The organism is Streptomyces sp. NPDC058308 (genome assembly GCF_042880275.1).
GTDB lineage: Bacteria > Actinomycetota > Actinomycetes > Streptomycetales > Streptomycetaceae > Streptomyces.
Genome location: NZ_JBHVZA010000023.1, coordinates 139,847 through 163,088, shown reverse-complemented (window position 1 = coordinate 163,088; position 23,242 = coordinate 139,847). Strand labels below are relative to the sequence as shown.

Annotated in this window: 26 protein-coding genes, 1 pseudogene and 1 riboswitch; of the genes and pseudogenes, 13 read left to right on the top strand and 14 right to left on the bottom strand. The window is 69.9% G+C overall.

What is annotated here, in order from left to right; all coding sequences use genetic code 11:
- Nucleotides 1-77: 77 nt before the first annotated feature.
- Nucleotides 78-1,721: an alpha/beta hydrolase gene (locus ACFVYL_RS28180; protein WP_389720718.1), complete on the bottom strand. Its 1,644-nt coding sequence runs from the start codon at nt 1,719-1,721 to the stop codon at nt 78-80.
- A gap of 504 nt (nt 1,722-2,225) precedes the next feature.
- Between ACFVYL_RS28180 and ACFVYL_RS28175 the strand changes: the two genes are divergently transcribed.
- The 4 genes and pseudogenes from ACFVYL_RS28175 to ACFVYL_RS28160 form a co-directional block, all read left to right on the top strand.
- Nucleotides 2,226-2,582 (top strand): beta/gamma crystallin domain-containing protein, encoded by a 357-nt coding sequence (locus ACFVYL_RS28175; RefSeq protein WP_389720715.1) that lies wholly within the window; start codon nt 2,226-2,228, stop codon nt 2,580-2,582.
- A gap of 333 nt (nt 2,583-2,915) precedes the next feature.
- Entirely contained in the window at nt 2,916-3,377 is a 462-nt protein-coding gene (locus tag ACFVYL_RS28170; RefSeq protein WP_389720712.1) for a hypothetical protein, read from the top strand.
- A gap of 251 nt (nt 3,378-3,628) precedes the next feature.
- Nucleotides 3,629-4,222 carry a hypothetical protein gene (locus ACFVYL_RS28165; RefSeq protein ID WP_389720710.1) on the top strand — a complete coding sequence of 198 codons (594 nt, stop codon included), beginning with the start codon at nt 3,629-3,631 and terminating at the stop codon, nt 4,220-4,222.
- Between the two features lie 184 nt (nt 4,223-4,406).
- A pseudogene (locus ACFVYL_RS28160) lies at nt 4,407-4,679 on the top strand (DoxX family protein); the annotation flags it as partial.
- Between the two features lie 70 nt (nt 4,680-4,749).
- Here ACFVYL_RS28160 and ACFVYL_RS28155 read toward each other — a convergent pair.
- Nucleotides 4,750-5,607 (bottom strand): maleylpyruvate isomerase family mycothiol-dependent enzyme, encoded by an 858-nt coding sequence (locus tag ACFVYL_RS28155; protein ID WP_389720707.1) that lies wholly within the window; start codon nt 5,605-5,607, stop codon nt 4,750-4,752.
- 96 nt (nt 5,608-5,703) lie between these two features.
- The gene (locus ACFVYL_RS28150; protein ID WP_389720704.1) at nt 5,704-6,954 is read right to left on the bottom strand and encodes an FAD-dependent monooxygenase; all 1,251 of its coding nucleotides are present in this window, start codon (nt 6,952-6,954) and stop codon (nt 5,704-5,706) included.
- Between the two features lie 97 nt (nt 6,955-7,051).
- On the opposite strand from ACFVYL_RS28150, the gene ACFVYL_RS28145 reads away from it, so the two are divergent.
- Together ACFVYL_RS28145 and ACFVYL_RS28140 are read left to right on the top strand one after the other, a co-directional pair.
- Entirely contained in the window at nt 7,052-7,642 is a 591-nt protein-coding gene (locus ACFVYL_RS28145; protein ID WP_389720733.1) for a TetR/AcrR family transcriptional regulator C-terminal domain-containing protein, read from the top strand.
- A gap of 54 nt (nt 7,643-7,696) precedes the next feature.
- Complete coding sequence (locus ACFVYL_RS28140; protein ID WP_389720701.1) at nt 7,697-7,927, top strand: formylglycine-generating enzyme family protein; 231 nt, start codon at nt 7,697-7,699, stop codon at nt 7,925-7,927.
- A 124-nt stretch (nt 7,928-8,051) separates the two neighbouring features.
- Here the strand turns inward: ACFVYL_RS28140 and ACFVYL_RS28135 are convergent, their stop codons facing one another.
- Entirely contained in the window at nt 8,052-9,110 is a 1,059-nt protein-coding gene (locus ACFVYL_RS28135) for a hypothetical protein (RefSeq protein WP_389720698.1), read from the bottom strand.
- A 97-nt stretch (nt 9,111-9,207) separates the two neighbouring features.
- Nucleotides 9,208-9,852 (bottom strand): GNAT family N-acetyltransferase, encoded by a 645-nt coding sequence (locus ACFVYL_RS28130; protein WP_389720695.1) that lies wholly within the window; start codon nt 9,850-9,852, stop codon nt 9,208-9,210.
- Between the two features lie 238 nt (nt 9,853-10,090).
- Between ACFVYL_RS28130 and ACFVYL_RS28125 the strand changes: the two genes are divergently transcribed.
- Nucleotides 10,091-10,954 carry a SigB/SigF/SigG family RNA polymerase sigma factor gene (locus ACFVYL_RS28125; RefSeq protein ID WP_389720692.1) on the top strand — a complete coding sequence of 288 codons (864 nt, stop codon included), beginning with the start codon at nt 10,091-10,093 and terminating at the stop codon, nt 10,952-10,954.
- A gap of 295 nt (nt 10,955-11,249) precedes the next feature.
- Nucleotides 11,250-12,329, top strand: a complete 1,080-nt coding sequence (locus tag ACFVYL_RS28120) for an aromatic acid exporter family protein (RefSeq protein ID WP_389720689.1) — start codon at nt 11,250-11,252, stop codon at nt 12,327-12,329.
- A 124-nt stretch (nt 12,330-12,453) separates the two neighbouring features.
- Here ACFVYL_RS28120 and ACFVYL_RS28115 read toward each other — a convergent pair whose 3' ends face one another.
- From ACFVYL_RS28115 to ACFVYL_RS28085, 7 genes are all read right to left on the bottom strand, one after another.
- Nucleotides 12,454-13,317, bottom strand: a complete 864-nt coding sequence (locus ACFVYL_RS28115) for an urease accessory protein UreD (protein WP_389720686.1) — start codon at nt 13,315-13,317, stop codon at nt 12,454-12,456.
- On the bottom strand, nt 13,299-13,982 hold the full coding sequence (gene ureG, locus ACFVYL_RS28110) for an urease accessory protein UreG (RefSeq protein ID WP_389720683.1): 684 nt from the start codon (nt 13,980-13,982) through the stop codon (nt 13,299-13,301). Before ureG ends, ACFVYL_RS28115 begins: the two co-directional genes overlap by 19 nt.
- A gap of 145 nt (nt 13,983-14,127) precedes the next feature.
- Nucleotides 14,128-14,802: an urease accessory protein UreF gene (locus ACFVYL_RS28105; protein WP_389720676.1), complete on the bottom strand. Its 675-nt coding sequence runs from the start codon at nt 14,800-14,802 to the stop codon at nt 14,128-14,130.
- Nucleotides 14,803-14,832: 30 nt separating this feature from the next.
- Nucleotides 14,833-16,554 carry an urease subunit alpha gene (locus ACFVYL_RS28100; RefSeq protein WP_389720673.1) on the bottom strand — a complete coding sequence of 574 codons (1,722 nt, stop codon included), beginning with the start codon at nt 16,552-16,554 and terminating at the stop codon, nt 14,833-14,835.
- The gene (locus ACFVYL_RS28095) at nt 16,547-16,858 is read right to left on the bottom strand and encodes an urease subunit beta (RefSeq protein WP_389720730.1); all 312 of its coding nucleotides are present in this window, start codon (nt 16,856-16,858) and stop codon (nt 16,547-16,549) included. The genes ACFVYL_RS28100 and ACFVYL_RS28095 overlap by 8 nt, the downstream gene beginning before the upstream one ends.
- A 49-nt stretch (nt 16,859-16,907) precedes the next feature.
- Nucleotides 16,908-17,210: an urease subunit gamma gene (locus ACFVYL_RS28090; protein WP_389720670.1), complete on the bottom strand. Its 303-nt coding sequence runs from the start codon at nt 17,208-17,210 to the stop codon at nt 16,908-16,910.
- Nucleotides 17,211-17,608: 398 nt separating this feature from the next.
- Nucleotides 17,609-17,887: a type II toxin-antitoxin system Phd/YefM family antitoxin gene (locus tag ACFVYL_RS28085; RefSeq protein WP_389720667.1), complete on the bottom strand. Its 279-nt coding sequence runs from the start codon at nt 17,885-17,887 to the stop codon at nt 17,609-17,611.
- Nucleotides 17,888-18,101: 214 nt separating this feature from the next.
- Between ACFVYL_RS28085 and ACFVYL_RS28080 the strand changes: the two genes are divergently transcribed.
- The 3 genes from ACFVYL_RS28080 to ACFVYL_RS28070 all read left to right on the top strand — a co-directional run bounded on the left by ACFVYL_RS28080 (nt 18,102) and on the right by ACFVYL_RS28070 (nt 20,064).
- Nucleotides 18,102-18,737 carry an ATP-dependent Clp protease proteolytic subunit gene (locus tag ACFVYL_RS28080; protein ID WP_389720664.1) on the top strand — a complete coding sequence of 212 codons (636 nt, stop codon included), beginning with the start codon at nt 18,102-18,104 and terminating at the stop codon, nt 18,735-18,737.
- Between the two features lie 7 nt (nt 18,738-18,744).
- Nucleotides 18,745-19,053, top strand: a complete 309-nt coding sequence (locus tag ACFVYL_RS28075; protein ID WP_389720661.1) for a hypothetical protein — start codon at nt 18,745-18,747, stop codon at nt 19,051-19,053.
- Between the two features lie 357 nt (nt 19,054-19,410).
- Nucleotides 19,411-19,587: riboswitch (cyclic di-AMP (ydaO/yuaA leader) on the top strand.
- Nucleotides 19,588-19,590: 3 nt separating this feature from the next.
- Nucleotides 19,591-20,064 (top strand): C40 family peptidase, encoded by a 474-nt coding sequence (locus ACFVYL_RS28070; protein WP_389720658.1) that lies wholly within the window; start codon nt 19,591-19,593, stop codon nt 20,062-20,064.
- 59 nt (nt 20,065-20,123) lie between these two features.
- Here the strand turns inward: ACFVYL_RS28070 and ACFVYL_RS28065 are convergent, their stop codons facing one another.
- Nucleotides 20,124-20,576 carry an ATP-binding protein gene (locus ACFVYL_RS28065; RefSeq protein WP_389720655.1) on the bottom strand — a complete coding sequence of 151 codons (453 nt, stop codon included), beginning with the start codon at nt 20,574-20,576 and terminating at the stop codon, nt 20,124-20,126.
- A gap of 272 nt (nt 20,577-20,848) precedes the next feature.
- On the opposite strand from ACFVYL_RS28065, the gene ACFVYL_RS28060 reads away from it, so the two are divergent.
- Both ACFVYL_RS28060 and ACFVYL_RS28055 read left to right on the top strand, forming a co-directional pair.
- A complete protein-coding gene (locus ACFVYL_RS28060; RefSeq protein WP_389720652.1) occupies nt 20,849-21,712 on the top strand; it encodes a helix-turn-helix domain-containing protein in 864 nt (287 codons plus the stop codon).
- 90 nt (nt 21,713-21,802) lie between these two features.
- Nucleotides 21,803-21,946, top strand: coding sequence for a DUF397 domain-containing protein (locus ACFVYL_RS28055; protein WP_389720649.1), 144 nt, complete (start codon nt 21,803-21,805; stop codon nt 21,944-21,946).
- Nucleotides 21,947-21,980: 34 nt separating this feature from the next.
- Here ACFVYL_RS28055 and ACFVYL_RS28050 read toward each other — a convergent pair whose 3' ends face one another.
- A complete protein-coding gene (locus ACFVYL_RS28050) occupies nt 21,981-23,198 on the bottom strand; it encodes an 8-amino-7-oxononanoate synthase (RefSeq protein WP_389720646.1) in 1,218 nt (405 codons plus the stop codon).
- Nucleotides 23,199-23,242 lie beyond the last annotated feature (44 nt).

Below are 23,242 nucleotides of genomic sequence, written 5' to 3'. Positions count from 1 at the left end.
GCGCGGGGGGGGCGGCCCTGGGCGGCGGCGCCCCGCCCGCCCCCCCCGCCGCGTCTCGTCGTGACGACTTTGCGTCCTTACGGCTTCGGCGTGGCGTGCGGGCCGCACGTCGCGTCGGAGGCGTCGAGCTTGCCGGACAGCAGATAGCGGTCCACGCGGTCGTTGATGCAGGAGTTCACGAGGCCGGTGACACCGTGCGAACCGGCGCCCTTCTCCGTGACCAGACGGGAGCCCTTGAGGCGCTTGTGCAGTTCGACGGCGCCGGGGTACGGCGTGGCCGCGTCACGCGTCGACTGGACGATCAGCGTCTTCGGAAGGCCGTCGTGCGTACGGATCTCCAGGGGGCGCTGCTGCTTGCTCGACCAGGTCGCGCACGGCAGGTTCATCCAGGCATTGGCCCAGGTGAGGAAGGGGCTTGTCTGGTGGATGCGGGTGTTGTCGCGGTCCCACTTCTGCCAGCTGCGCGGCCACTTCGCGTCCGCGCACTCGACGGCGGTGTAGACGGCGTTGCTGTTCTCCTGGGCGATGTTGCCCGCCTTGTCGGCCAGGTCGGGGCTGGCCGCCTCGATGAGGGGCTTCGGGTCCCCGGCGACGTACTTGCTCCAGTTCGTGGCGATCTCGACCCAGTAGGAGTCGTAGTACGGCGCGTTCTGGAAGTACCCGTTCAGTTCGGCAGGACCGACCACGCCGTTCAGAGGCTGCTTCTTCGCGGTGGCACGCAGCTTGTTCCAGGCGGCACGGACCTCGTCGTAGGTGGTGCCGAGGTGGAAGGCGGCGTCGTTCTTCGCGACCCACTTCATCCAGTCGGCCAGGCGCTTCTCGAAGGCGACGTCCTGGTCGAGGTTGACCTCGTACCAGATCTTGTCCGTCGACGGGTTCACCACGGAGTCGAAGACCATGCGGCGCACGTGGGCCGGGAAGAGGTTGCTGTAGACGGCGCCCAGGTAAGTGCCGTAGGAGACGCCGAGGAAGTTGAGCTTCTTCTCGCCGAGCGCGGCACGGATGACGTCCATGTCACGAGCGGTGTTGGGCGTCGTCATGTGCGGCAGGAGGTGGCCGCTGCGCTCCTGGCAGCCGTCCGCGTACGCGGCGGCGAGCTTGCGCTGGGCGCGCTTGTCGGCCTCGCTGTCGGGGATCGGGTCCGGCTTGGGCGCCTTGACGTACTCCTGCGGGTCGACGCAGGACACGGGCGCGGAGTGGCCGACACCGCGGGGCTCGAAGCCCACGAAGTCGTACGCCTTCGCGGTCTTCTTCCAGATCTCGTTCTTGGTGGTGACGCGGCGCGGGAAGCGCAGACCGGAGCCGCCGGGGCCGCCGGGGTTGTAGACGAGGGCGCCCTGGCGCTCGTCCTCGCCGCCGGTGTTGCCGATGCGGTCGACGGCGAGCTTGATCTTCTTGCCGTTCGGCTTGGCGTAGTCGAGCGGGACGGTGACCCAGCCGCACTGGATGGGCTTCTCCAGCCCCCAGTCGGCGGGGCAGTCCTGCCAGTCGATTCCGGCCTTCGCGGCACGCTGCGCGGCGAGGGCGGCGCCGCGCGCCTCCCGGTCCTTGCCGGAACGGGACGCGGTGGCACTCTTCCCACCCGCCTCGGCATCGGCGTTCGCCACCGGAGCCGCGACGGCCCCGGCTATGAGCGTCGCCGCGACGAGAGCACCCGCCGATCCGAGCACCGCCGTCCGTCTAGTCCCTGGGGTCCTTCTCAAGTGGGGCCTCCCGCACATCGATTCGAGCAGATTCGATCAGTACGGGGATCCTTGCGCCTGCGAGGTCACCGAGAACAGACGCGGCGGGGCTTCTTTACCAATCCGATAAACGGTGCGGGTGGTACCGGTCATCGGTTGCAGCAGGTCACCGGCCTCCTCCCGGCCCTACGGGGCTCGTCGCATGCCCAACTGAGCGCCTACGGCTCCAGCGAGGCGCCGAAGCCGTCGCGAGACCGATGCCGCGGCTCGCGCCGGTCACCAGCCCGTTCTCTCCAGTCAGTTGCGGATCCACGCGAGCCCCCCCCCTCCTCTCGTCCGCTCTGCCCGAAATCTTGGCCCTTAGGGTCATCAAAACACCCCCAGTGGCACCGATCAGGACATCGGGCGACACGTTTCGGTCGTGCGCCATTTCAAAGATTGCCATGTACAGGAGTCCTACAGGATCGTCATCGTGCAAGCGCAAAACGTTTCCCGGAAATGGCCTTCAAATGGCCACGCACGGGCCCGAACCAGGGAGTACTTGTGCTGTCGAAAACCAAGAGAGTCGCCCGCTCCGCGACCGTCGCGATCGCCGCGGCCGCCGCGTTCACCGTGGTGATGCCCAGCGGCAACGCCTTCGCCATCGACCACGTCGAATGCCGTGGCGGCGAGAACTTCTTGAAGATCTGGTCGCACAGCGGCGACGGCCGCTCAAGTGTGGACTGCTACGCCAACAAGGGCCGTACCGGCTTCGGCAACTGGTGGGTCGACCGCATCTCCACGGGCAACAATGACCTGATCTACTACGACGCCAATGGCGACTCCGTGCGCGTCAACCGGTGGACCGACATCACCTTCCCGCACCGTCCGCCGAAGGTGAAGGACATCGAAATCCTGTGACGAGCCAAGGGCTCCGGTAAATAGGAGCCAATAACTCGGCAAACCGATGGCCATCTCCGCACCGTGGTCATTTCGTTTGGCCCGGCCACGCCTTTTCGGGCGTGGCCGGTTCCGGCTTTCAACCAAGACCGTCACCCAGGCGTGGGACCGGGTCCCCCCGGGTCTGGCCCATCGGGCGGCCACCGCCGGCGTCCCGGCGCACAGGCCCGGAAGCGGAGTTCTGGGCAGAGGTCTTTGGCCTGCATGGTTCGGTTGCTGCTCTTCTCTTGTGATGAAGAGGTCCGTAGCCTTTTATGTCGACCGTCCAAGACTCTCCGCAGGGGCTGAGGACACGTGGACACTGCGAGTCTGCTCCTGATCGGCGCGGCAGGCGGAGCGGTGCGTGGAGTCGTGCACGCATACGACTGCATGTCCGAATGGCTCCTGCGGCGACAGGAGTTCCGGCACTCCGAGCAGCCCGAGGCCGGGGGGTCGCCGCCCGCGTTCGGTGAGTTCTACGATGTCGCGGGGCAGAGCATCGCAGCCGTGGTGCACATCCTCATGGGCGCCGGAGTGGCAGCGCTCATGGCAGCCTGGGGTCAGGCCAACGGTGGCGTCGCGACCTTCGCTGTCGGGGCGTCGGCACCCCTCATTCTCGTCCAGCTCAAGCACACACGGCTGGCGGAGATCGTCATCGGTGACCCCGCCGCACCGCAGAGCCCCCAGTCTCAGGACGCCCAGCCACCAGCGAGCGGGCCGCCGAACGAGCAAGCTGCGCAGCCCCGCCCGACCGCAGGCCCGCGGGGCGCTGAATGACCCGGCCCACACTGCTCCGTCGCGCCGCCGCCGCCGCGATCGGAGTCGACCGCCGCCCGGGTCACGCCCGCACCCGACCTCTTGCGCAGGGCTTCACATTGACGCGCAGGGCCGCTGCCGCCATCATCGGCGTCCGCGTGTTCCGCCAGCCCCCGGCGGCGAAAGCTGAAGCACCGGCACGGGAAGCGAACGTGAAGAGTGAGGGCGAGAGCTCGCATTCCGAGCAACTCCCGTTGGTTACCCTCGCTGCGGTGTCCCTCGGCGTGCCCGAGGACTACCGAGTCAGGGGACGGCCGCCGCGCCGGGGACGCGTCCGGGCCGGAGAACGGCCGCCGCGCCGCGGACTCATCCTGACCTCGGCTGCCGCCGTGATGGCCATCGCCTTCGGCGTCTACGTCTACCACGAGAACGCTTCCGTGGAGGGCCCTGCGAATGACACGCCCACGGCGACACCGACGGGCGCGGAAACGCCGACGGACAAGGCGCCACCAACAGGGGTAATACCGAATAAGTACCTCGGTACTTGGAAGGGCACGATCGAAAATGACCTCGGTCGCAACACTCGGTGGATGGTGATTCGACAGGGCGAAGTGGGCGACACCGTGATGACCTTGACGGCGATCGGACCGACAGATGGCGGGGGCGTTTACCGCTGCGTGTTTCAAGCGCGGCTGGAATCCGTCCATGCCGGCGCCATCGAGACGAGCGGTTCGACGGTGATCTCAGCGAAACCGCCCTCCTCGTGCCAGCCCGGCACACGCTCGACGCTGACCCTGGTGGGAGAAGACAACCTGCGGCGCGCCGGCAGCGGTGACCGCGGGACCACGTACTCCCGCTCCCAGTAACGACGGTCGGCCGCACCAACCCTGAGAGGGTCGAGGCCAAGAACGTCCGCGTTTAGCCGTGCTGCGCGGCGCCAAGGAGGCAGGCAGCCCCTCCGTCGGCGGCTCAGCGCTCCGACCGCGCTATGTCGTCGCAGAGACAGTCGATGTGTCGGTTACTTATTTGGGGCATCGTGATCAGGAGCGCCTGTCCGTCCTCGCATCCGACCGAGCATGCCGACGCACTCCGGCACGCACGTCGTCGCTCGTCGCCGGCCTGCTCGCTCTCTTCCACCTCTACGGGGGCTGGGTGAAGGTGGCCCAGAGCCGTGAGCAGCTCCTCCCGATGATGGCCTGGGTGGACAGCACCCCGATGTGGGCCGTCAGGGCCATCGGAGTAATCGAAATACTCGGCGCGATCGGGATGATCCTCCCGCCGCTGACCAGCATCGCGCCTTGGCTGGCCCTGGCCGCGGCCATAACGGCTTGGCTGGGGACGACATGGCTGTGACTCGCCCCGCCCGGGAGGCACTGGCGCGGCGCGGCCCTGGTCAGTAAACGATCGACACGATCTGGCAGACCGCTTCGGCCAGTTGGCGGTCGCCGTCGATCCCGACGCGCGTCAGGGCGGTGTCCGGCTGGATGCCGCGAGTGCACAGCCGCCAGGCGGTCTCCGCGTCCAACCGCACGACGGTGGCGGGTCGTTCGGCCTGCGGCTCGGCGAGAGACCAGCCGTCCCCGGTGGCCGTTGTCGTCCAGACGCCCCCGGCAGGGCCGTCGATCAACACCCTCACCTGCGTACCGACCGGCGCGTCGACCTCGCGCAGCGTGTGCGGCAAGGCCCGCATGAACGTGTCCAGGACCACGGACAAGAACCGCGGATCGGCGTCGGCGTCCTGGCCGACAGCCAGGCGGATCTGCTGGCGGTGACTCCAGAACTCCGTGAAGTCGCGCGCGCTGTCCAACCACATGGGCGCCGGGTCGACGCCGGCCCAGGACACCCCCAGTGAGGGAGCACCGGGGTCTGTGCCCTGGAAGAATCGGGCGACTTGCCCGCCGACCAGGTCGAGGGTGTCGATGAGCGCAGCCGAACTCACCCGACGGTGGGCATCGACCCACTCCTGGTTGATGCGGTGGATGAACGACTCCAGAGTGTCGCCCGGCGCGAAAGCGGGACCGCCATGGTGGCCGTCCCTGTCCCGCGCGAGGCGTCCGTAGAAGTCGCCCAGGATGTGCGTGGAGAGATCACGGACGCTCCAGCCCGGCACCGCCTCCTTGCTCCAGTCGGCGGACGCCAGACCCCGTAGCGTGACCATCAGCGCTGCCTGCTCCGGGGCGAACAGAGAACGGGCGTCGATCGGAGCGCCGAGACAGGAGCAGCTGGTCGCGTCGGTGGGCCGGGAGTTCATGGCTCAAGCCTGCCAACCAAGTGGCCTGGCGGTTACCGAATATTCCCTTCGGGTCCATCACACCGCGCCTCAGTCCGCCCCACGTCCGGCGGCCTTTCAGACGCCGATGACCGGCGCCGGGTTCTCGGGGAGCCGCCAGCTGCCGCCGCGGTCCTCCTTCGCGAAGCGCGCGGCGAGATCGGGAACGCGCAGGAAGCAGGCCAGTGCGGTCGCGGCATGGAAGGCGTCGATCGCGCGCTGGGTCATCGGCATGCCCAGGCGCAGGAGACGCGGCTTCACTCCCCCCTGGATCTCGTCCACGAAGGGCCGCAGCACACTATCGTAGTTCGCCAGCGCGGTCGGCACGTCGCCCGGGTGCCGGTTGATCTCGCCTGCCAGGACGTGGGCGCCCACCAGGCCGCCCGAGATGCCCATGCCGCTGTACGGGGACGCACAGTGGGCGGCGTCGCCGGCGAGGACCACGCGGCCCCTGGACCAGGTGTCTGTCCGGACCTGGACGATCTCCTGGGAGTAGAAGAAGGGGCTCGTCCGCATACCGTCGATGAAGCGCTCGGTCTGCCAGCCCGCGTCGCGGAACCTGCGCGCCCAGAACTCCCGCCGGCGCTCGACGGGTTCCCGGTGGATCGCCGAGGCCTCCTCGGACTCCTCCCGCAGCACGAAGTACACCTGGGTCTCGGTCGAGTTGTGGCTGCGCCGCATGATCTGACGGCCGCCCGGGACCATGTAGGTGTCCCGGATGTTGCTGTCGGACGCCACGCGCGGGATGAACCAGTAGGCCATGTGGATGCCGACCCGCCAGTACGGGTCGAAGTCCGCGGCGAGTACCGCCCGGCGGATGCGCGATCCCTGCCCGTCCGCGCCGACCAGGAGGTCGAACTCGCCGGAGGAACCGTCGGAGAAGTGCGCGACGACCCTCTGCTCGTCCTGCTCGAAGCCGTCCACGCTCACGCCGAAGACGTACTCGGCGTCGTCCTTCGACGCGTCGTACAGGATGCGTACCAGGTCACCGCGCATGATCTCGTACTCGGAGGTGAGGGTCTGCCGGCCCCGGCCGGAGGTGTTGGCCATGATCGTCGCCTTGGTCCTGCCGCCCGCGTCGACAAAGGCAACACCCTCCTCGTCCACGAGCTTGCCGCGGACGGCGTCGAGAAGTCCCATCCGCTCGACGGCCTCGATGCCTTGCCCTCGGAGGTCGACCTGCGCCCCGGTGGCCCGCAGCGCCGGGAAGCGTTCGACGACCGTCACCTTGTGGCCGCCCCGCGTGAGCCAGAAAGCCAGCGCCTGGCCCGCTATCCCGCCGCCGGCGACAAGGACCCTCAGGGGGTGTGCTCCCGATCCGTCGGTCATCCCCATCAACCCATCGCCCCATCACCCCGAAAATCTATCAGTGAATGATTCGTCCTCAGGGTCATCTATCAGTGATAGATTTGTCAACGTGACCAAGATGAACCGCGAGATCGTCGTCTCCGGAGCGCTCGACCTGCTCGACGAGGTCGGTCTCGACGCGGTCAGTACGCGGCGGCTGGCGCAGCGGCTGGGCGTCGAACAGCCCTCGCTCTACTGGTACTTCCGCACCAAGAAGGACCTCCTCGCCGCCATGGCGGCGGCGGCGATGGCCCCGCATGCGGCCGCCCCGCTGCCGACGCCTGACGACGACTGGCGTGACTGGTTCCTGGACAACACGCGAAGCTTCCGGCACACCCTGCTGATGCGCCGGGACGGCGCACGCCTCCACGCAGGCAGCACCCCTGTCAGCGACCTCGACCGAATCCGCCGCAAGATGCACTTCCTGGTCAGTTCCGGAGTGGCCGAGCGGGACGCGCAGATGGCGATGCTGGCCGCTGGCCGTTACACGGTCGGCAGCGTCCTGGAGGAACAGGCGGACGCCGGCTCCGGCGACGGCTCGGAGCTGCCGGCGGACATGCCGGTGATCGACCACGAGTCGGCATTCGAGGCCGGTTTGGCCCTCATCCTGGAGGGCCTGGTGCACCGCACCGCGATGCGGACCGCCTCGCTGCCGGAAACCAGGCTTTGACGCCAGGTGGCGGGTGGCAGGCGGCAGGCGCGCCTAATGGGCCCCCGCGCGCGGATGTCCATTCCCGCGTTCCGGATCGCCCGTACGCCGGTCACGGTCGGGCAGTGGGCACTCTTTGCGGCGGCCAGCGGGCGACCGGCCCCACGAGGTCCGGCGGACCACCCGGTCATCGGAGGCGGCTGGGAGGCGGCGGCGACCTACTGCGGGTGGCTCGAGGAACGGCTCGGTGTCGCGGTGCGGTTGCCCTCGGAGGCGCCCGCCGAGGTGCCGCGCACGGAGGACTGAGCTCTCGACCGGCATGTCACCCGAGGCGGCGCCTTCCGCCACGACCGGGACCTGGCGCGGTGCGCCCGTCGGCACGGCGCGTACGGGCCGGAAAGCCAACCGGCAGGGAGCCACCAGAAGGACCCTAGTCCCCGCCGCCGTCTCCCCCACCACCGTCGCCGCCCCCGTCCCCGCCGTCTCCCCCGTCTCCCCCGTCGGAGCCCCAGCCGTCCGAGCCGCCCGGTTCGTTGTCGTCGCCGCCACTGCCCAGGTTGCTGAACCAGGGGCGGTCCCAGGCGTCGTCGGTCGCGATCGGCTCGCCGGCGCCGGTGTGCGGGCGCTGGAGCCGGAAGCGGGCCGTGCCCGTGGTGTCGCCCAGGCCGAACGCGGTCGCGAAGGCGTGGGCCATGACGGCGTCCAGCGGGTCCGGACTCTCGTAGTGCACGGGCGCCAGAGGCAGCAGCACCGTGCCGGGGTCGAGGTCGGGACGGCGCGGCGGCCGCTGCAGCAGGGCGACCCGCCGCTCGTCGCGCAGCAGCCACGAGCTGTTGCCGTTCTCCCGCCGCAACTCCCAGATGCCCTGGGGCAGCCGTGCCCGTACATAGCTCTTGGACTTGCGCAGCTTCTTCTTCTGCAGAACGAGGACGGCCGGTGCGTCCCCGACGGTCATCCGCAGCCCCTGCGCCTGGTCGACGGTGCTGCTCAGGAAGCCGTGCGGCGCCCGTATCCGTACGCGGGGAGCGCCCGGCCCCCACACGTCCACGCGCACCAGCCGGCGGTCCACCGCCACGCCCACCTGGCCGACCGGCCCGTCGGCGTACCGTCGGGCCATCCAAAGCGGCACGTCCTGCGCCCGCGCCAGCTCTGCCAGCGCGTTCACCTGCGCGGGCCCGCCACAGTGCCGTACCGCGAACGAGCCGAGTTTCTCAGTGAATTCGGCCGCCCGGCGCACTTTCACGGGAAGAGTGGTCCCGGTGACGCGCGTGACCGGGACCACACCGCTGCCGGCGGCCAGGCGGTCCAGCGGACGTTCCGCGCCGCCGCCGCCGAGCCAGTGACCGCGCTGGAACGCCTCGGCCATGGCCGCCAGGTTCAGCTCGCTGAGCGGCGTGACCTTTCCGCCACGACGCAGGTGTTCCTCCGTCAGCTCAACGGTCCGCGCCAGCGGATTCCACGACTGTTCCGTATAGAGCACCTGGCTCATGCCCATCCCCCGTGTCCGTGCGGTACGGCGACCGAGCCTAAGTGCCGGACACGCAGGCGGCGACGTCGGGGGGCACATCGGTATGGTCCCGCGGCGTCTACGGCATCTGCGCTGGAACCTCACGGACCAGGCTGGTCAGGGGGCCGTGCGTGCGCCAGCCCAGGAACTCGTACAGCGCCCGGCCCTCGGCCGACGCGCCCAGCACGGCAGCCGAGGAGCCGGCGGCGACGGCGTTCGTCAGCGCCCGCATGACCAGGCTCCCGAGACCCTTGCGTCGGTGGGCCACCGAGGTCTCGATCTGGTCGAATACAGCGGTGTGCCCGGGGCCCGGCACCGCGACCTGTCCGCGGGCGGCGAACGCGCCGTCCCGGGTCAGGACGAGCACCCGCGTGACGCCGCCCCGCGTCCACGTTCGTACCTGGTAACCGTCGGGGGCCTCGGCGGCGGTTGGGCGCAGCGGTGCCGTCATCAGGAATCCGTCGTCGTCGAAGCGCCAGCCGGGCGCCACCCACGGGGCGACGGTCTGCGGCGGCAGGAAGACCTTGAGCCAGGTGCCGGGGGCGGTAACCGTCTCCGTCAGTTTGCGGACCAGCGACTCGTCGGCGTCGGTCAGCACGTGCCGAGTGACATGGCCGCTCAGCCCGACGTCGACGGTGAACCCCCAGGGCTCGACAACAGGCGGCGCGGCTCCGCGCGAAACAACCCAGCCCTCGACCCATGAACGTACGAGTTCGGCGTCCATCCAGGTCCTTTCGTAATGTTCGGAGATGACGACTGCACCTTACGCGAGCGGCTGAACCCCCCTCACCCCACGTGTCGTTGGAGGTCGCGGCCAGTGCTGGCCTACGTCCTTCGTCTTTCTCCGCCTCCGCCTCTGCCGGAAGAGTCATTGCAAGTTGCAGGTATACACCGACGTTTCCCGGGTAACCGCGCCGCTACGGGGATGGCAAGCAAGTCCGAATTCGAAAGGGTGGGACTCAATGATCACCGTGGCGGCGCGGGAACAGGCCCAGGGCAACCAGGCTGAGGCGGATCTCGTGGAGCGTGCCTACACGGATCCCTCTTCCATCGCGCCCAGGGATGCTCGAGAGGTGGGCAAGCGGCTGTTCGACCGCCTGGCCCAACTCGAGGAGGGCACGACCGAGTATCAGTACGTACGCAACTGCCTGATCGAGATCAACCTCTCCCTTGTGCAGTACGCGGCCTCGCGGTTCAAGCACCGGGGCCAGCAGGAGATGGAAGACATAATCCAGGTCGGTACCATCGGCCTGATCAAGGCGATCGACAGGTTCGAATTGACACGGGAGGTCGAATTCACCTCCTTCGCCGTCCCGTACATCACCGGTGAGATCAAGCGGTTCTTCCGCGACACCTCCTGGGCCGTGCACGTGCCGCGCCGTCTGCAGGAGGCGCGCATAGAGCTGTCCAAGGCCACGGAGGAGTTGCGCACCCGCCTGGGCCGTCTGCCGTCGACGGCCGAGCTCGCCGAGCTGATGCAGCTGGAGCCCGCGGAGGTCACCGAGGCGCAGAAGGCGTCCAACGGCTACAACGCGGTGTCCCTGGACGCGGCGGTCAACAGCAGCGACGACGAGTCCGACACGATGCTCGCCGACTTCATCGGTGTGGACGAGCAGTCCTTCGAGCTCGTCGAGAACTTCCACTCCCTCGCTCCGCTGATCGCGGAACTCGACGAAAGGGATCGCACCCTCATCCACCTTCGCTTCGTCGAGGAGCAGACCCAGCAGGCCATCGCCGACACGCTGGGCTGCTCGCAGATGCACGTGTCCCGGCTCATCAGCCGCGTCGTGGCCAAGCTCCGCGCCGGCCTGCTGACGACCGAATAAACACCGCCGCCCTTTCATCGGCTTTCATCTCGGCTTCATCGGCACTTCGCTGCCCCCGTGCGTAAACAAAGCACGGGGGCAGTTTCCGTGTCCGCCGCACCACCGCGACGGCTCAGGCGTTCATCCCTGTTTCACCGGGCCCCCTGTGGTTACGTGTCCTGTTCCGGTCCTTGACTCGCGGGACCGCGCACAGAGAGGGAAGAAAGAGCGCGTGGTGGGTCGGGTACGAAGTGGTTGGGCGTGGTTGTCGCGCGCGTGGAATTCATCCGGGCATGAGCGCCACACATGTCTTCTGGTGGCGAAGAGCGTGCTGGCGGCGACGCTGGCCTGGTGGGTCGCACACGATCTGCTGAAGGCGACGTCGCCGGCGTTCGCACCGTTCTCCGCGGTGCTGACCATGAGCATCACCATCTACAGATCCGTGTGGCAGACGCTGCGCTATATCGCCGCGGTCGTCCTCGGTGTGGCGGTGCAGTCGGCCATCGGTTTCACGGCGGGGCCCGACCTGTTCGCGTTCATCGTGGTCGCTGTCATCGCGCTGGCGCTGGGACAGTGGTCGGCGCTGGGCGAGCAGCGCAACCAGATCGCCACGGCGGCGTTCTTCGCGTTCTCCACCTATGCGGCGGCCTCCACCAACTCCGACCGGGCGCTTCAGCTCGGCCAGATCATTCTGCTCGTCCTCATCGGCTGCGGCATCGGGCTGATCGTCAACCTGTGCATCGCTCCCCCGTTGCGCTACCGCAGCGCCGAGCAGGGCCTGCAGATCCTGGCCGCCGAGATGGAGTCCCTCCTCGACGACATGGCCGACGGTCTGTGCAGCGGGGACGTCGACGCGGAGCGCGCCGAGCAGTGGCGGGCCGCGGGTGAACGCGTGCAGAGCGCCGTGGGGCAGGCCCGTGAGGGGCTGACCGCGGCGGAGAACAGTCTGCCCTTCAATCCTCGGCGGCTGCTGCCCGCCCACCGCGGCTACCTGGCCTTCGGCCGCTACCGTCAGGCGCTGGATGCCATGGAGCGCGCGGTCTACCAGCTGGCCTCGCTCACTCGCAGTCTCGGCCGGTGGCGTGAGACGGAGGACACCTACAACTACGCCCCGGTCCTCGAGGCGTACGCCGACTTCGCTCTCCGGCTGCGCGACATCGCGCACGTCATCGCGGAACTCGACAGCGACATCCTCACCGAGCAGGCCGGGGAGATGTGCGAGCTGGCCACCGTCGCGCAGGATCACCTGCAGAAGGTGCTCAACGCGGCCCGGGAGAACGAATTGCCGCTGGCCAACGCCTCCCGGCCGTACGGAGTCCTCGTCGTCGAGGCCACCCGCTTGATGGAGGAGTTCCAGAACACCTGCGACGTACTGAAGGACACGGCGGGGGACTGAGCCGGTACTGGCGCCGAAGATGAGGCTGCCGATCGTGTTCATGGGCAGTCGAGACGTAGGGGCGGGGCGCGATTGTCCACGGGGCACCTCCACGGCGGGAGACGCGGGCCCCGGGCGCGGCGGTTCAGCCCAGCAGGCGCAGGGCCTCGTCCATCGCCTTCCGTACCAGGAGAGCGTCCGGGGCGACGGCCGTGACCAGGACGCCGGGGCCGGCGAGCGGGGTGAGGGCGGCCCACTCCCCCAGCGGCGCGGCCTGCGGCTTCTCTTGCTCGAACTCTGGTCTTACGACGATGAGTTGCCCGACCGCGCGCCGACCGGCGAGGACCGCGGGGCCGTCCCAGCCGCCGGGAGCACCGGGGCCGCAGGCCAGTTCCTGGTCCAGGAGGAGCCGCCCGGCACGGCGGACGGTGAGGCGACTGGTGAGGCGGCCCGGGGCTTCGCCGGTGCGGCCGAGGACCTGCTCCTCGCGCAGGACCAGACGGGCGCCCGGGGCGAGCTCCGCACACGTCGTGACGCGCAGGTCGCTGCCGCACACGGAGATCAACTGCTCCGGCAGCCAGTGCAGTTCGGCGCCCTCGGAAACGGTGAGCCGAACATCGTAGCGTGCCGATGTCTCGGTCTGGCCGGGCAGCGCGATGGTGGCCGCCGCCGAGGCGATGTGCAGCGCCGCTCCCGGGTGGGCGGCCGCCTCGACGGTGAGATGGTCGCCGCCCAGGGGGCCGCTCATCGCGCCGACGAGCGTGATCTGCGCCGCGGCGCCGGTGGAGCGGGTGCGGCGCAGGGCGAGCGGGCCCTCGCCGTCGAGGACGGGCAGGGAGGTGCCGCCCCGCCCGTCGGCCCGCGCCTCGACGCGGGCCGTGGCCCGAATGCCCGCGCCACCGGCCCTCGCCCCTGCCCCGGCCGCTAGCACCGCAGCGGACGCAGTGATGCGGTCCGATTCCTGTGCGCCCCGGGGGGCGAGGTCCACCGTCACGCCGACGCGGTCCATGCGGCGTACTGCTCACGCACCCAGGCGGCGACCGGTCCGACGCCGTCATCCGACCGCAATGACTGGAATATCACGGGCAGTTCGGCGCGCTGATCCTTGGCGTCGGCGGCCATCCGGGCGAGGTCGGAGCCGACGTGCGGGGCGAGGTCGGTCTTGTTGACGACGAGCAGGTCCGCCGTGGAGACGCCGGGGCCGCCCTTGCGCGGGATGTCGTCCCCGCCCGCGACGTCGATCACGAAGATCTGCGCGTCGACGAGGCCCTTGGAGAAGGTGGCCGTGAGGTTGTCTCCGCCGGACTCGACGAGGATCAGGTCGAGCGGTCCGACCTCGTCTGCCAGATCCTCCACGGCCTCCAGGTTGGCGGAGATGTCGTCGCGGATCGCGGTGTGCGGGCAGGCACCGGTCTCGACGGCGGTGATGCGCTCGGGCGGCAGAACGGCCTCACGCAGCAGGAACTCGGCGTCCTCCCGGGTGTAGATGTCGTTGGTGACGACGGCGAGGGAGAGCTGGTCGCGCAGCTCGCGGCAGAGCGCGGCGACGGTCGCGGTCTTCCCCGAGCCGACCGGACCGCCGAGCCCGATGCGCAGCGCGCGGCGGCTGCCGTCGGGGCGGTGGGCGTCGGCGCTGACCGCGGCGGGGCCGTCGTGGGAGTGGTCGAGGTGCATGTGCGACTCCAATGGTTCGGCTCGGGCGGGGGCTGCAGCCCGTGCGGTGTTTCGGATCGCGGCCCGTGGGGGCCGGCGGGGGTCTGGAGGGGCGGCAAGGCCCCAGGGGGTCGGGGATCGGATGGTCCGGCTCTACGGGACACCGCTACGAGGCGAACAACCGCACAGGCCAGGCGGCATGGACCTCCGCGCCGATCTCCAGAAGCGGCGCCGACGCCGCGGGCAGCGCGTCGACACCCTCGTCGAGGACGCGTCTCGCCGCGTCGGCCGCCTGCCGCGCGACGTGGTCGAGGTCAGGGGCGAGCCGGGCCAGGACCGCCGTGGCGTCGAAGGGGTCGAGGCTGAGCAGCCGCACAGTGGCGGTCGCCGGTCCGCTGATCCCCTCGTACGCGGAGCAGTACGCGGCGTCGTCGGGCCCGAGCCCGGCTGACCGGGCGGCAAGTCCGAGGACGATGGGCTGGTGGGCCCCCTTGGGGAACTGCCGTGCCAGCGCGTCGAGTTCGGGGTGCGGCCACGTGGCACGGGCGGCCCGCATCATCTGACGGCCGAGCCGCCGCGCCGCCGTGCGCAGGGCGGGCGAGGGCGTCCGCGCGTCCGCGGCCTCGTCCAGGGTGCCGGGGTCGACCCCGAGGGCGGCGGCCGCGGCCAGGGCCGCCGACACGAGCCCGGAGGTGTGCAGCCGCCCCCGGCAGAAGTCCTCCAGGCTTGCGGCGCCGGCGATGCGTCCCGCCTTGACGGCGGCCTCCGCCCCGCCGGAGTGGGCGTGCCCTCCGGCGGGGAAGCGGCCGTCCGCGAGGACAAGGAATGCTGCTCGTGACATGGGAATCGTCGCCTGTGCGCTTCGGGGCCGTCAGAAGAGGAAGTACCGCTGGGCGAGCGGCAGTTCGGAGGCGGGTGACGGTTCGACGAGTTCACCGTCGATGGTGACGGCGAAGCTGTCGGGGGCGACCTCGACCCGGGGCAGCGCGTCGTTCTCGCGCATGTCGGCCTTGCTGCGGCCGCGAGTGGAGTGGATCGCGGCGAACGGCTTGTCCAGGCCGAGGCGTTCCCGGAGCCCGTCGTCCAGCGCCGACTGCGTCACGAAGTTGATCGAGTTGAGGCCCGGCGCCCTGCCGTGCGCCCCGAACATGCGGCGCGGCAGGACCGGCTGCGGTGTCGGGATGGAGGCGTTGGCGTCGCCCATCTGCGCGTACGCGATCTGTCCGCCCTTGAGGACGACCTGCGGCTTGACGCCGAAGAACGCCGGCTCCCAGAGGACCAGGTCGGCGAGCTTGCCGCTTTCGACCGACCCGATCTCGTGGTCGATGCCCTGGGCGACTGCCGCGTTGATCGTGTACTTGGCGACATAGCGACGTGCGCGACGGTTGTCGGCGCGGGTGTCCCCGGGCAGGAAGCCGCGGCGCCGCTTCATCACGTGGGCGGTCTGCCAGGTCCGCATGATGACCTCGCCGATGCGGCCCATGGCCTGGGAGTCCGAGGACATGATCGAGATGGCGCCGAGGTCGTGGAGGATGTCCTCCGCGCCGATCGTGGTGGGCCGGATGCGGGACTCCGCGAAGGCGAGGTCCTCGGGGACCGCCGGGTTGAGGTGGTGGCAGACCATCAGCATGTCGAGGTGCTCCTCGACGGTGTTGACGGTGTGCGGCCGGGTCGGGTTGGTGGAGCTCGGCAGCATGTTGGGGAGCGAGACCGCCGTGATCATGTCGGGGGCGTGTCCGCCGCCCGCGCCCTCCACGTGGAAGGCGTGCAGGGTCCGGCCCGCGACCGCGTCGAACGTCGCATCGATGAAGCCCGCTTCGTTCAGCGTGTCCGTGTGGACGGCGAGCTGGGCGCCGGTCTCCTCGCAGACGTTCAGGCACGCGTCGATACTGGCGGGCGTCGCGCCCCAGTCCTCATGGATCTTGAAGCTGACGGCGCCGGCGCGGAGCTGGGCGTGCATCGACTCGGCGTTGACGGTGTTGCCCTTGCCGAGGAAGCCTATGTTGACCGGGCTGGACTCGAGCGCCGCGAACATCCGGGCGAGGTGCCAGGCGCCGGGCGTGATGGTGGTCGCCTTGCTGCCCTCGGCGGGACCGGTGCCGCCGCCGAAGAGCGTGGTGACGCCCGAGGCCAGCGCCTCGTCGACGATGGTCGGCGAGATGAAGTGGATGTGGGTGTCGATACCGCCCGCGGTGAGTATCTTGCCGTTGCCCGCGATGACCTCGGTCTCGGGGCCGATGACGAGGTCGGGATGGACGCCGTCCATGGTGTCCGGGTTGCCGGACTTCCCGACGCCGGTGATCCGGCCGTCGCGGATGCCGATGTCGGCCTTGACGATCCCCCAGTGGTCGATGACCACCGCACCGGTGATGACGGTGTCCGGGGCGCCTTCGGCGCGGGTGGTGCGGGACTGGCCCATCGACTCACGGATGACCTTGCCGCCGCCGAACACCGACTCGTCGCCGGAGCGTCCGGGGCCGCCCGAGCGGTCCTCCTCGATCTCGATGAGCAGGTCGGTGTCGGCGAGCCGGATCCGGTCGCCCGTCGTGGGGCCGAACAGATCGGCGTACGCGGCGCGGGACAGTTCAGGCATCGAGGGCACCTCCGGTCTCGCCGCGCAGACCGGGCACGATGCGCTTGCCGGTCAGCGGGACGAGTTCGACGTCGACGGGGATTCCGGGCTCGAAGCGCACGGCGGTTCCCGCGGCGATGTTGAGCCGCTTTCCGTGCGCGGCGCCGCGGTCGAAGTCCAGACCCGGGTTGGCCTCGGCGAAGTGGTAGTGGGAGCCGACCTGGACGGGGCGGTCGGCGGCGTTGAGGACGGTGAGGCGGGTGACCTCGCGGCCTACGTTGAAGGGGACGGGGTCGTCCGCGAAGAGGATCTCTCCGGGGACCATCCCGTAGCCGGTGCCGTGCGATGCGGCATGCATGAGGCGCGAACTCCCGTCAGACGATCGGCTCGTGAACGGTGACGAGCTTGGTGCCGTCCGGGAAGGTGGCCTCGACCTGGACGTCGTGGATCATCTCCGGGATGCCCACCATGACGTCGTCGCGGGTGAGGACCTTCCGCCCGGAGGACATCAGCTCGGCGACGGAGCGGCCGTCGCGGGCCCCTTCGAGGATGTGCGAGGTGATGAGGGCGATCGCCTCGGGGTGGTTGAGGAGCAGCCCCCGCGCCTTTCGCTTCTCGGCCACGTCCGCGGCCACATGGATGAGCAGTCTCTCCTGCTCGTGCGGGGTCAGTTGCACGCGTCCCACCTCAAAGTTCTCACTCCGAACCATGCGGGTCCGGCTGCCGCGGCCACCGCGACGGATATAGATGTAACACACAGCGAAGGCGCGCGATCTTGCGCACCCCGGATAGAAAATCCGCTGGTGGCGTGGCACGGGAAGGTAGTTGAGAGGAGTTTCAACGAGGTTAACCAGTCATTGACCGACTCATGACCGTCAGCAGGGCTGCGCCATACCCGTCACTGCACGACGCCCCTGCCGAGGCGTCTCGACAGGGGCGTCGCTGAAAGGATCACACTGCACGGAGACTCGCCGAGTGGCATCCGTCTGCGAGCAGAGCACGAGCAGATGCGCCGACGAGGGCATGCCGATTCCACGGCCCGCACGCCGACAACCGGCAACCGGCAACCGCTCCGTTACGTCGCGCCAGGCCCCCGGTGCTCGGCCGCGATACCGAACCGCTGCCGCTCGGACGGAGTGGCCGACACGGAACCGATCGACGTGACGGTGCTGACCGTCCGCTCCTGCGACGCGTCCGCGAGCCCTTCGAGACGCTCCAGATCCTCGGCGGAGACGAGCGCCACGAGCGGCTTGCCGTGCCGGGTGACGACGACCCGTTCGCCGCCGTAGACGACGCGGTTGATCAGCTCGGCGAGCTCTGCGCGGGCTTGAGTCACCGGAATCTCGTAGGCCATGCCTCCAGCTTAGACGTCACCTTTCGCAGGCTGCCGGTGCGAGCGGGCGCTCAGCACACCGTCCAGACCCGGCCCAGCGCGGTGAGGCCCCGCCCCCGACACCCTCACACACGCCCGCGCCCGACGGGTCACCTCCCTCCCCGATCGTCCGTACGTCCTGTACATTTTGTACAGAGCCCGGACCGCACCGCGACCGGAGGAAGAGAGGCGCGCCATGAACCGTCCGTCCGCCCGCTACGTCCTGCCCGAGTTCACCGAACGCACCAGCTCGGGGACGCGGACCATGGACCCGTACTCCAAGCTCCTGGAAGAGCGGATCATCTTTCTCGGCACCCCCGTCGACGCCACCTCGGCGAACGACGTGATGGCGCAGTTCATGCACCTTGAGTACCAGGCGCCGGACCGCGACATCTCGCTGTACATCAACTCCCCCGGCGGCTCGTTCAGCGCGATGACCGCCATCTACGACACGATGCGGTTCGTCAGTTGCGACGTGGAGACGACCTGCCTGGGGCAGGCCGCGGCGGAGGCCGCCGTCCTGCTCGCCGCCGGCACACCCGGCAAACGGTTCGCTCTGCCGGGCGCCCGCGTACTGATCCACCAGCCCGCGGTCTCCGAACCGATCCACGGCCAGGCGACCGACCTCGCGATCCAGACCGACGAAATCCTGCGCACCCGGCGGCTGTTGGAGCAGCTGCTCGTACGGCACACGAGGCAGGCCCCGGGCCGGATCAGCGCGGACATCGAGCGGGACAAAATCTTCGACGCCCGGTCCGCCGTGGAGTACGGGCTCGTGGACCGGATCATCGCGAACCGCAAGAGCTCGCTCGCCGAGCGGGACGCGAGGTGACCTGCCGATGCTGCCGCCGGAGCTTCCGCCCCTGCCCGCCCTGACCCGCGCCGAGGCGGAGTTGATCGACCGCTATCTCGAGGTCGTCGACCTCCTCGGCCGGATCAACCCGGCCCGCGCCGAGCACACCTACGGCGGCCTCCGTGCCGCTCAGGCGCTGGTCGGCCGTGCGACCGCCCTGCGGGACGCACTCGCCGTCATGCACCAGCGGGGCGAGAGTGAGGTGCACGCGCCCACGCTCGCCCGGGCCCTGCGCGTCCTCGACGGTGAACGGCGTGCAGGACGGATCGCCCTCCCGCCTCCGCCGGGCGGCTGAGCGCCCGTCAACCGGCCGCCCGCTGACGCCGAAACGTCCCGGCCCGCTTCGAAACGGACCAGTCGGGCTACCACGGACGGCGTATTCGAACATCCTTCGCCGCACGTTCTGAACTTGCGTCCAGCGAGTACAGCAGGTCTGGAATTTGACATTCCGCTGCTGGTCGAGCCGTCGTCAGACCACCCACCGAGAGGTCCAATTCGACCGTGTCCACCTGAACAGGTCAGTCGTGAGGAGCCTCACAAAAAGCCGTTTCGGCTCGGTTTTCGGACCCATGTCGGGTCAAGATCCCTTTCGACGACAAGCCCCTGCCACAGCGGTGGGGCGGTCCGGGCGGACGCCGAGTCCTGCCGCCACCCGGATGACCGGTCGACATCTGTGCAACGGCAGGAGTGGAGGACCCAGGTACGACGGGCCCGTCCGGAAAGTCCGGGCGACGCCCTTGGGGTGAAGCCGCAGAGCACGACGCGGCCGGGCATCTTCGCCTGCCCGAACCCGACAGGTCATCTTTCACAGGCGGCTGACGAAGGGTTGCGCATGACCGCGCTGAATCATGTTCCGTCGCTGCTCAGCAGGACCGGTGCCGCATCGGTCCTCACGCTCGCCGTCGTAGGCGGCACCGTCGTGGCCCCCGGGCTCACGTCGGAGGCCGAGGCAGCAACCCATGGGACCAAGGCGCTCAAGATCGCGGCGTCCAAGAAGGGCTCCCCGTACGGCTACGGGGCGGTCGGACCCCACCGGTTCGACTGCTCGGGCCTGACGCTCTACTCGTTCAAGCGAACGGGCAAGAAGCTGCCCCGCACCGCCGCCGCGCAGTACAACAAGACCAAGCACGTCTCCAGGTCCCAGCGCACCCGCGGCGACCTGGTGTTCTTCCACTCCGGGCGGAACGTGTACCACGTGGGGATCTACGCGGGCGGCAACCGCATCTGGCACGCCCCCAAGAGGGGCACCGTGGTGCGCCTGGAGAAGATCTGGTCCAAGAGCGTCTGGTACGGGAGGGTGCGCTGACCCCGCCACGCGGCGCCCTCGGGCGCTCGGCCGCCGACTGACCCGCTCCGTCACCCGGGTCAGTGGGCGGCGTCGCGGTGTCTGCGCTGGACGGGGGCCCGCCAGGGCAGCGCGATCCACACGGTCTTGCCTCCTTCGTCGGTGGGGCTGACCGAGAGCTTGCCGCCGCACTCGGCGGTCAGCCAGCGGATGATGACCAGGCCGCGGCCGTTGTCCTGCTGGACGGCCGCGGGAAGCCGTTTGGGATAGCGCGGGTGGCTGTCGGTGACGCCGATGCGCAGCTGCTCGTCCCGGTCCAGTTCGATGTCGACGGTGAACGTGGGCGACTGCCCCAGGGTGTGCTGCACGGCATTCGTGGCGAGTTCGGAGACGATGAGCCGGATCGTGTCGGTCACCTCGGCGTCGCCGGGCAGGCCCCATTCGGAGAGCACACGCAAGACGTACTTCCGGGCGGCGGGGACCGAGGCAGGATCGCTCGGCAGGGTGACGGAGGCTTCCTGGTGATCTGCCATGGCGACGTTGTCCCTTTCCCACCGGGACCGGTCCCCGACTCGCGGCGGATGACTCAAGGACCGTCCCGGACTGGTGCTTCGCGCCAGACTGCCACTCCTTGGCCGGGCACGCGTGGCGATCCACCGAGATGTGCATATATCTGTCGCTCGATGCGGTGAACTCTGCTACGGCAGAGCGTATTTGGGCGAGGGACTCGCACTTCCTCTAATCTCGCCTACTGCCCCGCCTCGCCGCCGGAAGATCCGACGGCTCCGGCCGGAAGGAGACGGGCATGCAGTACGGCCCCGCGGTGCGTCGCCGCCAGCTCGGCGCCGAACTGCGCACCCTGCGCAACGAGGCGGGTCTCACCAGCAGTGAGGCTGCCGCCAGGCTCGGCTGGCACCAGTCGAAAGTGAGCCGGATCGAGACGGGCCGCAGCGGCGTGAAGGCCTCCGACGTGCGGCGGCTGCTCGCGGCGTACGAGGTGCGGGACTCCCGGCGCAGCGAGCTGCTCATCGCGTTCGCGGGGGCCGACGATCCCGGTGCGGGGCGTCATCACTGGTGGAAGGCGTATCGCGACCTGTTGCCCGCCACCTACCGGGACTTCATCAGCCTGGAGTCGCAGGCGCGTTGGGTGCGCACGCTCGAAACCACCGTGGTCCCGGGTCTGCTGCAGACCCCCGAGTACGCGCGTGCGGTGACCCGGGCGGCGCTCGGCGGGCTGCCGGAGAAGCAGGTCGACGCGCTCGTGGAGGTGCGTCTGGCCCGCCAGGACGTGCTGCGCGCGGATCCGCCGGTGCGGCTGAGCGTGGTCATGGACGAGGCGGTGCTGCGGCGGCCGGTGGGCGGGGCGCAGGTTCTCGCGGGGCAGTTGGCGCGCTTGCGGGAGGTGTCACTTCTGCCTCATGTCCGGCTTCAGGTACTGCCGTTCGCCGCCGGTGAGCATGCAGGCCTGATCGGTTCTTTCGTTATCTTTTCATTTCCGGACATTGCTGATCTGGATGTGGTTGTTCTCGACCATTTGACGAGTAGCCTCTACCTCGAACGGAAAGAAGACCTCCAGGCGTACACGGAGGCCTTCAACTCCCTTCAGGTACAGGCGCTTTCACCCGAGGAATCAACGGTATTCATCGCCGGACTAGGCGACGGCGCGTAAGGAGGCACCATGACCGCAATGCCTCGGTACGTACCTTCCAGCACAACGCTTCAAGGTGCGCGGTGGCAGCGCAGCAGCTACAGCAACGGAATGAACAACTGTGTCGAGACCGCCACCCTCGACCCGGGTCAGCCGACCGGCCTGCGGGCCGTGCGTGACTCGAAGAACATCGCAGGTCCCGCCCTGCTCATCTCCCCCGGCCCCTGGGAGACGTTCGTCGACAGCCTGCGCTGAGCGCGGCCCGGGCCCCATGCGGACCCGGAGCGGCTCATCGAGGTGCGCGGCGGCTGATCACCCGTACGGCACCGGCGATCTGCTCGTCGGTGAGATCCGCGCGGGCGGTCAGCCGCAGCCGTGAGATGCCGTCCGGCACCGACGGCGGACGGAAACAGCCCACGGCCAGGCCATCGGCCCGGCAGTCGGCCGCCCACCGGACGGCCTGCTCCGGTGAGGGGGCGCGCACCGAGACGACGGCGGCGTCGGGCCGTACCGCACAGAGGCCTTCGGCCGTGAGGCGCCGGTGCAGCTCGGCCGCGACCTCACGGGCACGGGCCGCGCGTTCGGGCTCACGGCGCAGCAGGCGCAGGGCGGCGAGCGCGGCGCCGGCCGCGGCGGGTGCGAGGCCGGTGTCGAAGATGAAGGTGCGGGCCGCGTTCACCAGGTGCTCGATGACCCTGGCCGGGCCGAGGACGGCGCCGCCCTGGCTGCCGAGGGACTTGGAGAGGGTGAGGGTGACCACGGTGTCGGGCGCGCCCGCGAGCCCCGCGGCGTACGGTGCGCCCCGGCCGCCGTCGCCGAGCACGCCGAGCCCGTGGGCGTCGTCGATGATCAGCCCGGCCCCGGACTCGCGGCAGGCGGCGGCCAGTTCGGCCAGCGGCGCCATGTCCCCGTCGACCGAGAACACCGAGTCGGACACCAGGACGGCGGGGCCGTCGTGGGCGCCGAGCGTCTTGCGTACCGCTTCGGGATCGGCGTGCGGCACCACCTGCGTCGCCGCGCGGGCGAGGCGGCAGCCGTCGATCAGGGACGCGTGGTTGCCCGCGTCGGAGACGATCAGCGAATCGCCGGGGGCGAGTGCGGTGACGGCGGCGAGGTTCGCCGCGTAGCCGGAGGAGAAGACGAGCGCCGCCTCGAAGCCGCAGAATTCGGCGAGCTCTCGCTCCAGTTCCGCGTGCAGCTCCGTGGAGCCCGTGACGAGCCGGGATCCGGTGGCGCCGCCGCCCCAGCGCCGGGCCGCGGCGGCCGCGCCCTCGGTGACCTCCGGGTGCCGGGTCAGGCCGAGGTAGTCGTTTCCCGCCAGATCGAGGAGGGCGCCCGCGTCGGCGGGGCGCGGCCGCAGGATGCGCACGAGGCCGGCGTCGGCGCGCAGCCGCGCCTGTTCGTCGAGCCAGCCGAACGCCGCGCCCGGCTCGGCGCCGGATGCGCCGCCCGGCGCGTGGCTCGGCGCGGTGGACGCGCTCGTCACGGGGTGCCTGTTTGTAGACATTGCACAGACCTTAGCCGCCGTGCCACCCGGCCAGGGTGTGGCAA

Coding starts and splice junctions, on each gene's coding strand:
- ACFVYL_RS28180 (WP_389720718.1), bottom strand. CDS start 1,721: ATGTGCGGGAGGCCCCACTTGAGAAGGACCCCAGGGACTAGACGGACG.
- ACFVYL_RS28155 (WP_389720707.1), bottom strand. CDS start 5,607: ATGAACTCCCGGCCCACCGACGCGACCAGCTGCTCCTGTCTCGGCGCT.
- ACFVYL_RS28150 (WP_389720704.1), bottom strand. CDS start 6,954: ATGACCGACGGATCGGGAGCACACCCCCTGAGGGTCCTTGTCGCCGGC.
- ACFVYL_RS28145 (WP_389720733.1), top strand. CDS start 7,052: ATGAACCGCGAGATCGTCGTCTCCGGAGCGCTCGACCTGCTCGACGAG.
- ACFVYL_RS28140 (WP_389720701.1), top strand. CDS start 7,697: ATGTCCATTCCCGCGTTCCGGATCGCCCGTACGCCGGTCACGGTCGGG.
- ACFVYL_RS28135 (WP_389720698.1), bottom strand. CDS start 9,110: ATGAGCCAGGTGCTCTATACGGAACAGTCGTGGAATCCGCTGGCGCGG.
- ACFVYL_RS28130 (WP_389720695.1), bottom strand. CDS start 9,852: ATGGACGCCGAACTCGTACGTTCATGGGTCGAGGGCTGGGTTGTTTCG.
- ACFVYL_RS28125 (WP_389720692.1), top strand. CDS start 10,091: ATGATCACCGTGGCGGCGCGGGAACAGGCCCAGGGCAACCAGGCTGAG.
- ACFVYL_RS28115 (WP_389720686.1), bottom strand. CDS start 13,317: ATGGACCGCGTCGGCGTGACGGTGGACCTCGCCCCCCGGGGCGCACAG.
- ureG (WP_389720683.1), bottom strand. CDS start 13,982: ATGCACCTCGACCACTCCCACGACGGCCCCGCCGCGGTCAGCGCCGAC.
- ACFVYL_RS28105 (WP_389720676.1), bottom strand. CDS start 14,802: ATGTCACGAGCAGCATTCCTTGTCCTCGCGGACGGCCGCTTCCCCGCC.
- ACFVYL_RS28100 (WP_389720673.1), bottom strand. CDS start 16,554: ATGCCTGAACTGTCCCGCGCCGCGTACGCCGATCTGTTCGGCCCCACG.
- ACFVYL_RS28095 (WP_389720730.1), bottom strand. CDS start 16,858: ATGGTCCCCGGAGAGATCCTCTTCGCGGACGACCCCGTCCCCTTCAAC.
- ACFVYL_RS28085 (WP_389720667.1), bottom strand. CDS start 17,887: ATGGCCTACGAGATTCCGGTGACTCAAGCCCGCGCAGAGCTCGCCGAG.
- ACFVYL_RS28080 (WP_389720664.1), top strand. CDS start 18,102: ATGAACCGTCCGTCCGCCCGCTACGTCCTGCCCGAGTTCACCGAACGC.
- ACFVYL_RS28075 (WP_389720661.1), top strand. CDS start 18,745: ATGCTGCCGCCGGAGCTTCCGCCCCTGCCCGCCCTGACCCGCGCCGAG.
- ACFVYL_RS28070 (WP_389720658.1), top strand. CDS start 19,591: ATGACCGCGCTGAATCATGTTCCGTCGCTGCTCAGCAGGACCGGTGCC.
- ACFVYL_RS28065 (WP_389720655.1), bottom strand. CDS start 20,576: ATGGCAGATCACCAGGAAGCCTCCGTCACCCTGCCGAGCGATCCTGCC.
- ACFVYL_RS28060 (WP_389720652.1), top strand. CDS start 20,849: ATGCAGTACGGCCCCGCGGTGCGTCGCCGCCAGCTCGGCGCCGAACTG.
- ACFVYL_RS28055 (WP_389720649.1), top strand. CDS start 21,803: ATGAACAACTGTGTCGAGACCGCCACCCTCGACCCGGGTCAGCCGACC.
- ACFVYL_RS28050 (WP_389720646.1), bottom strand. CDS start 23,198: ATGTCTACAAACAGGCACCCCGTGACGAGCGCGTCCACCGCGCCGAGC.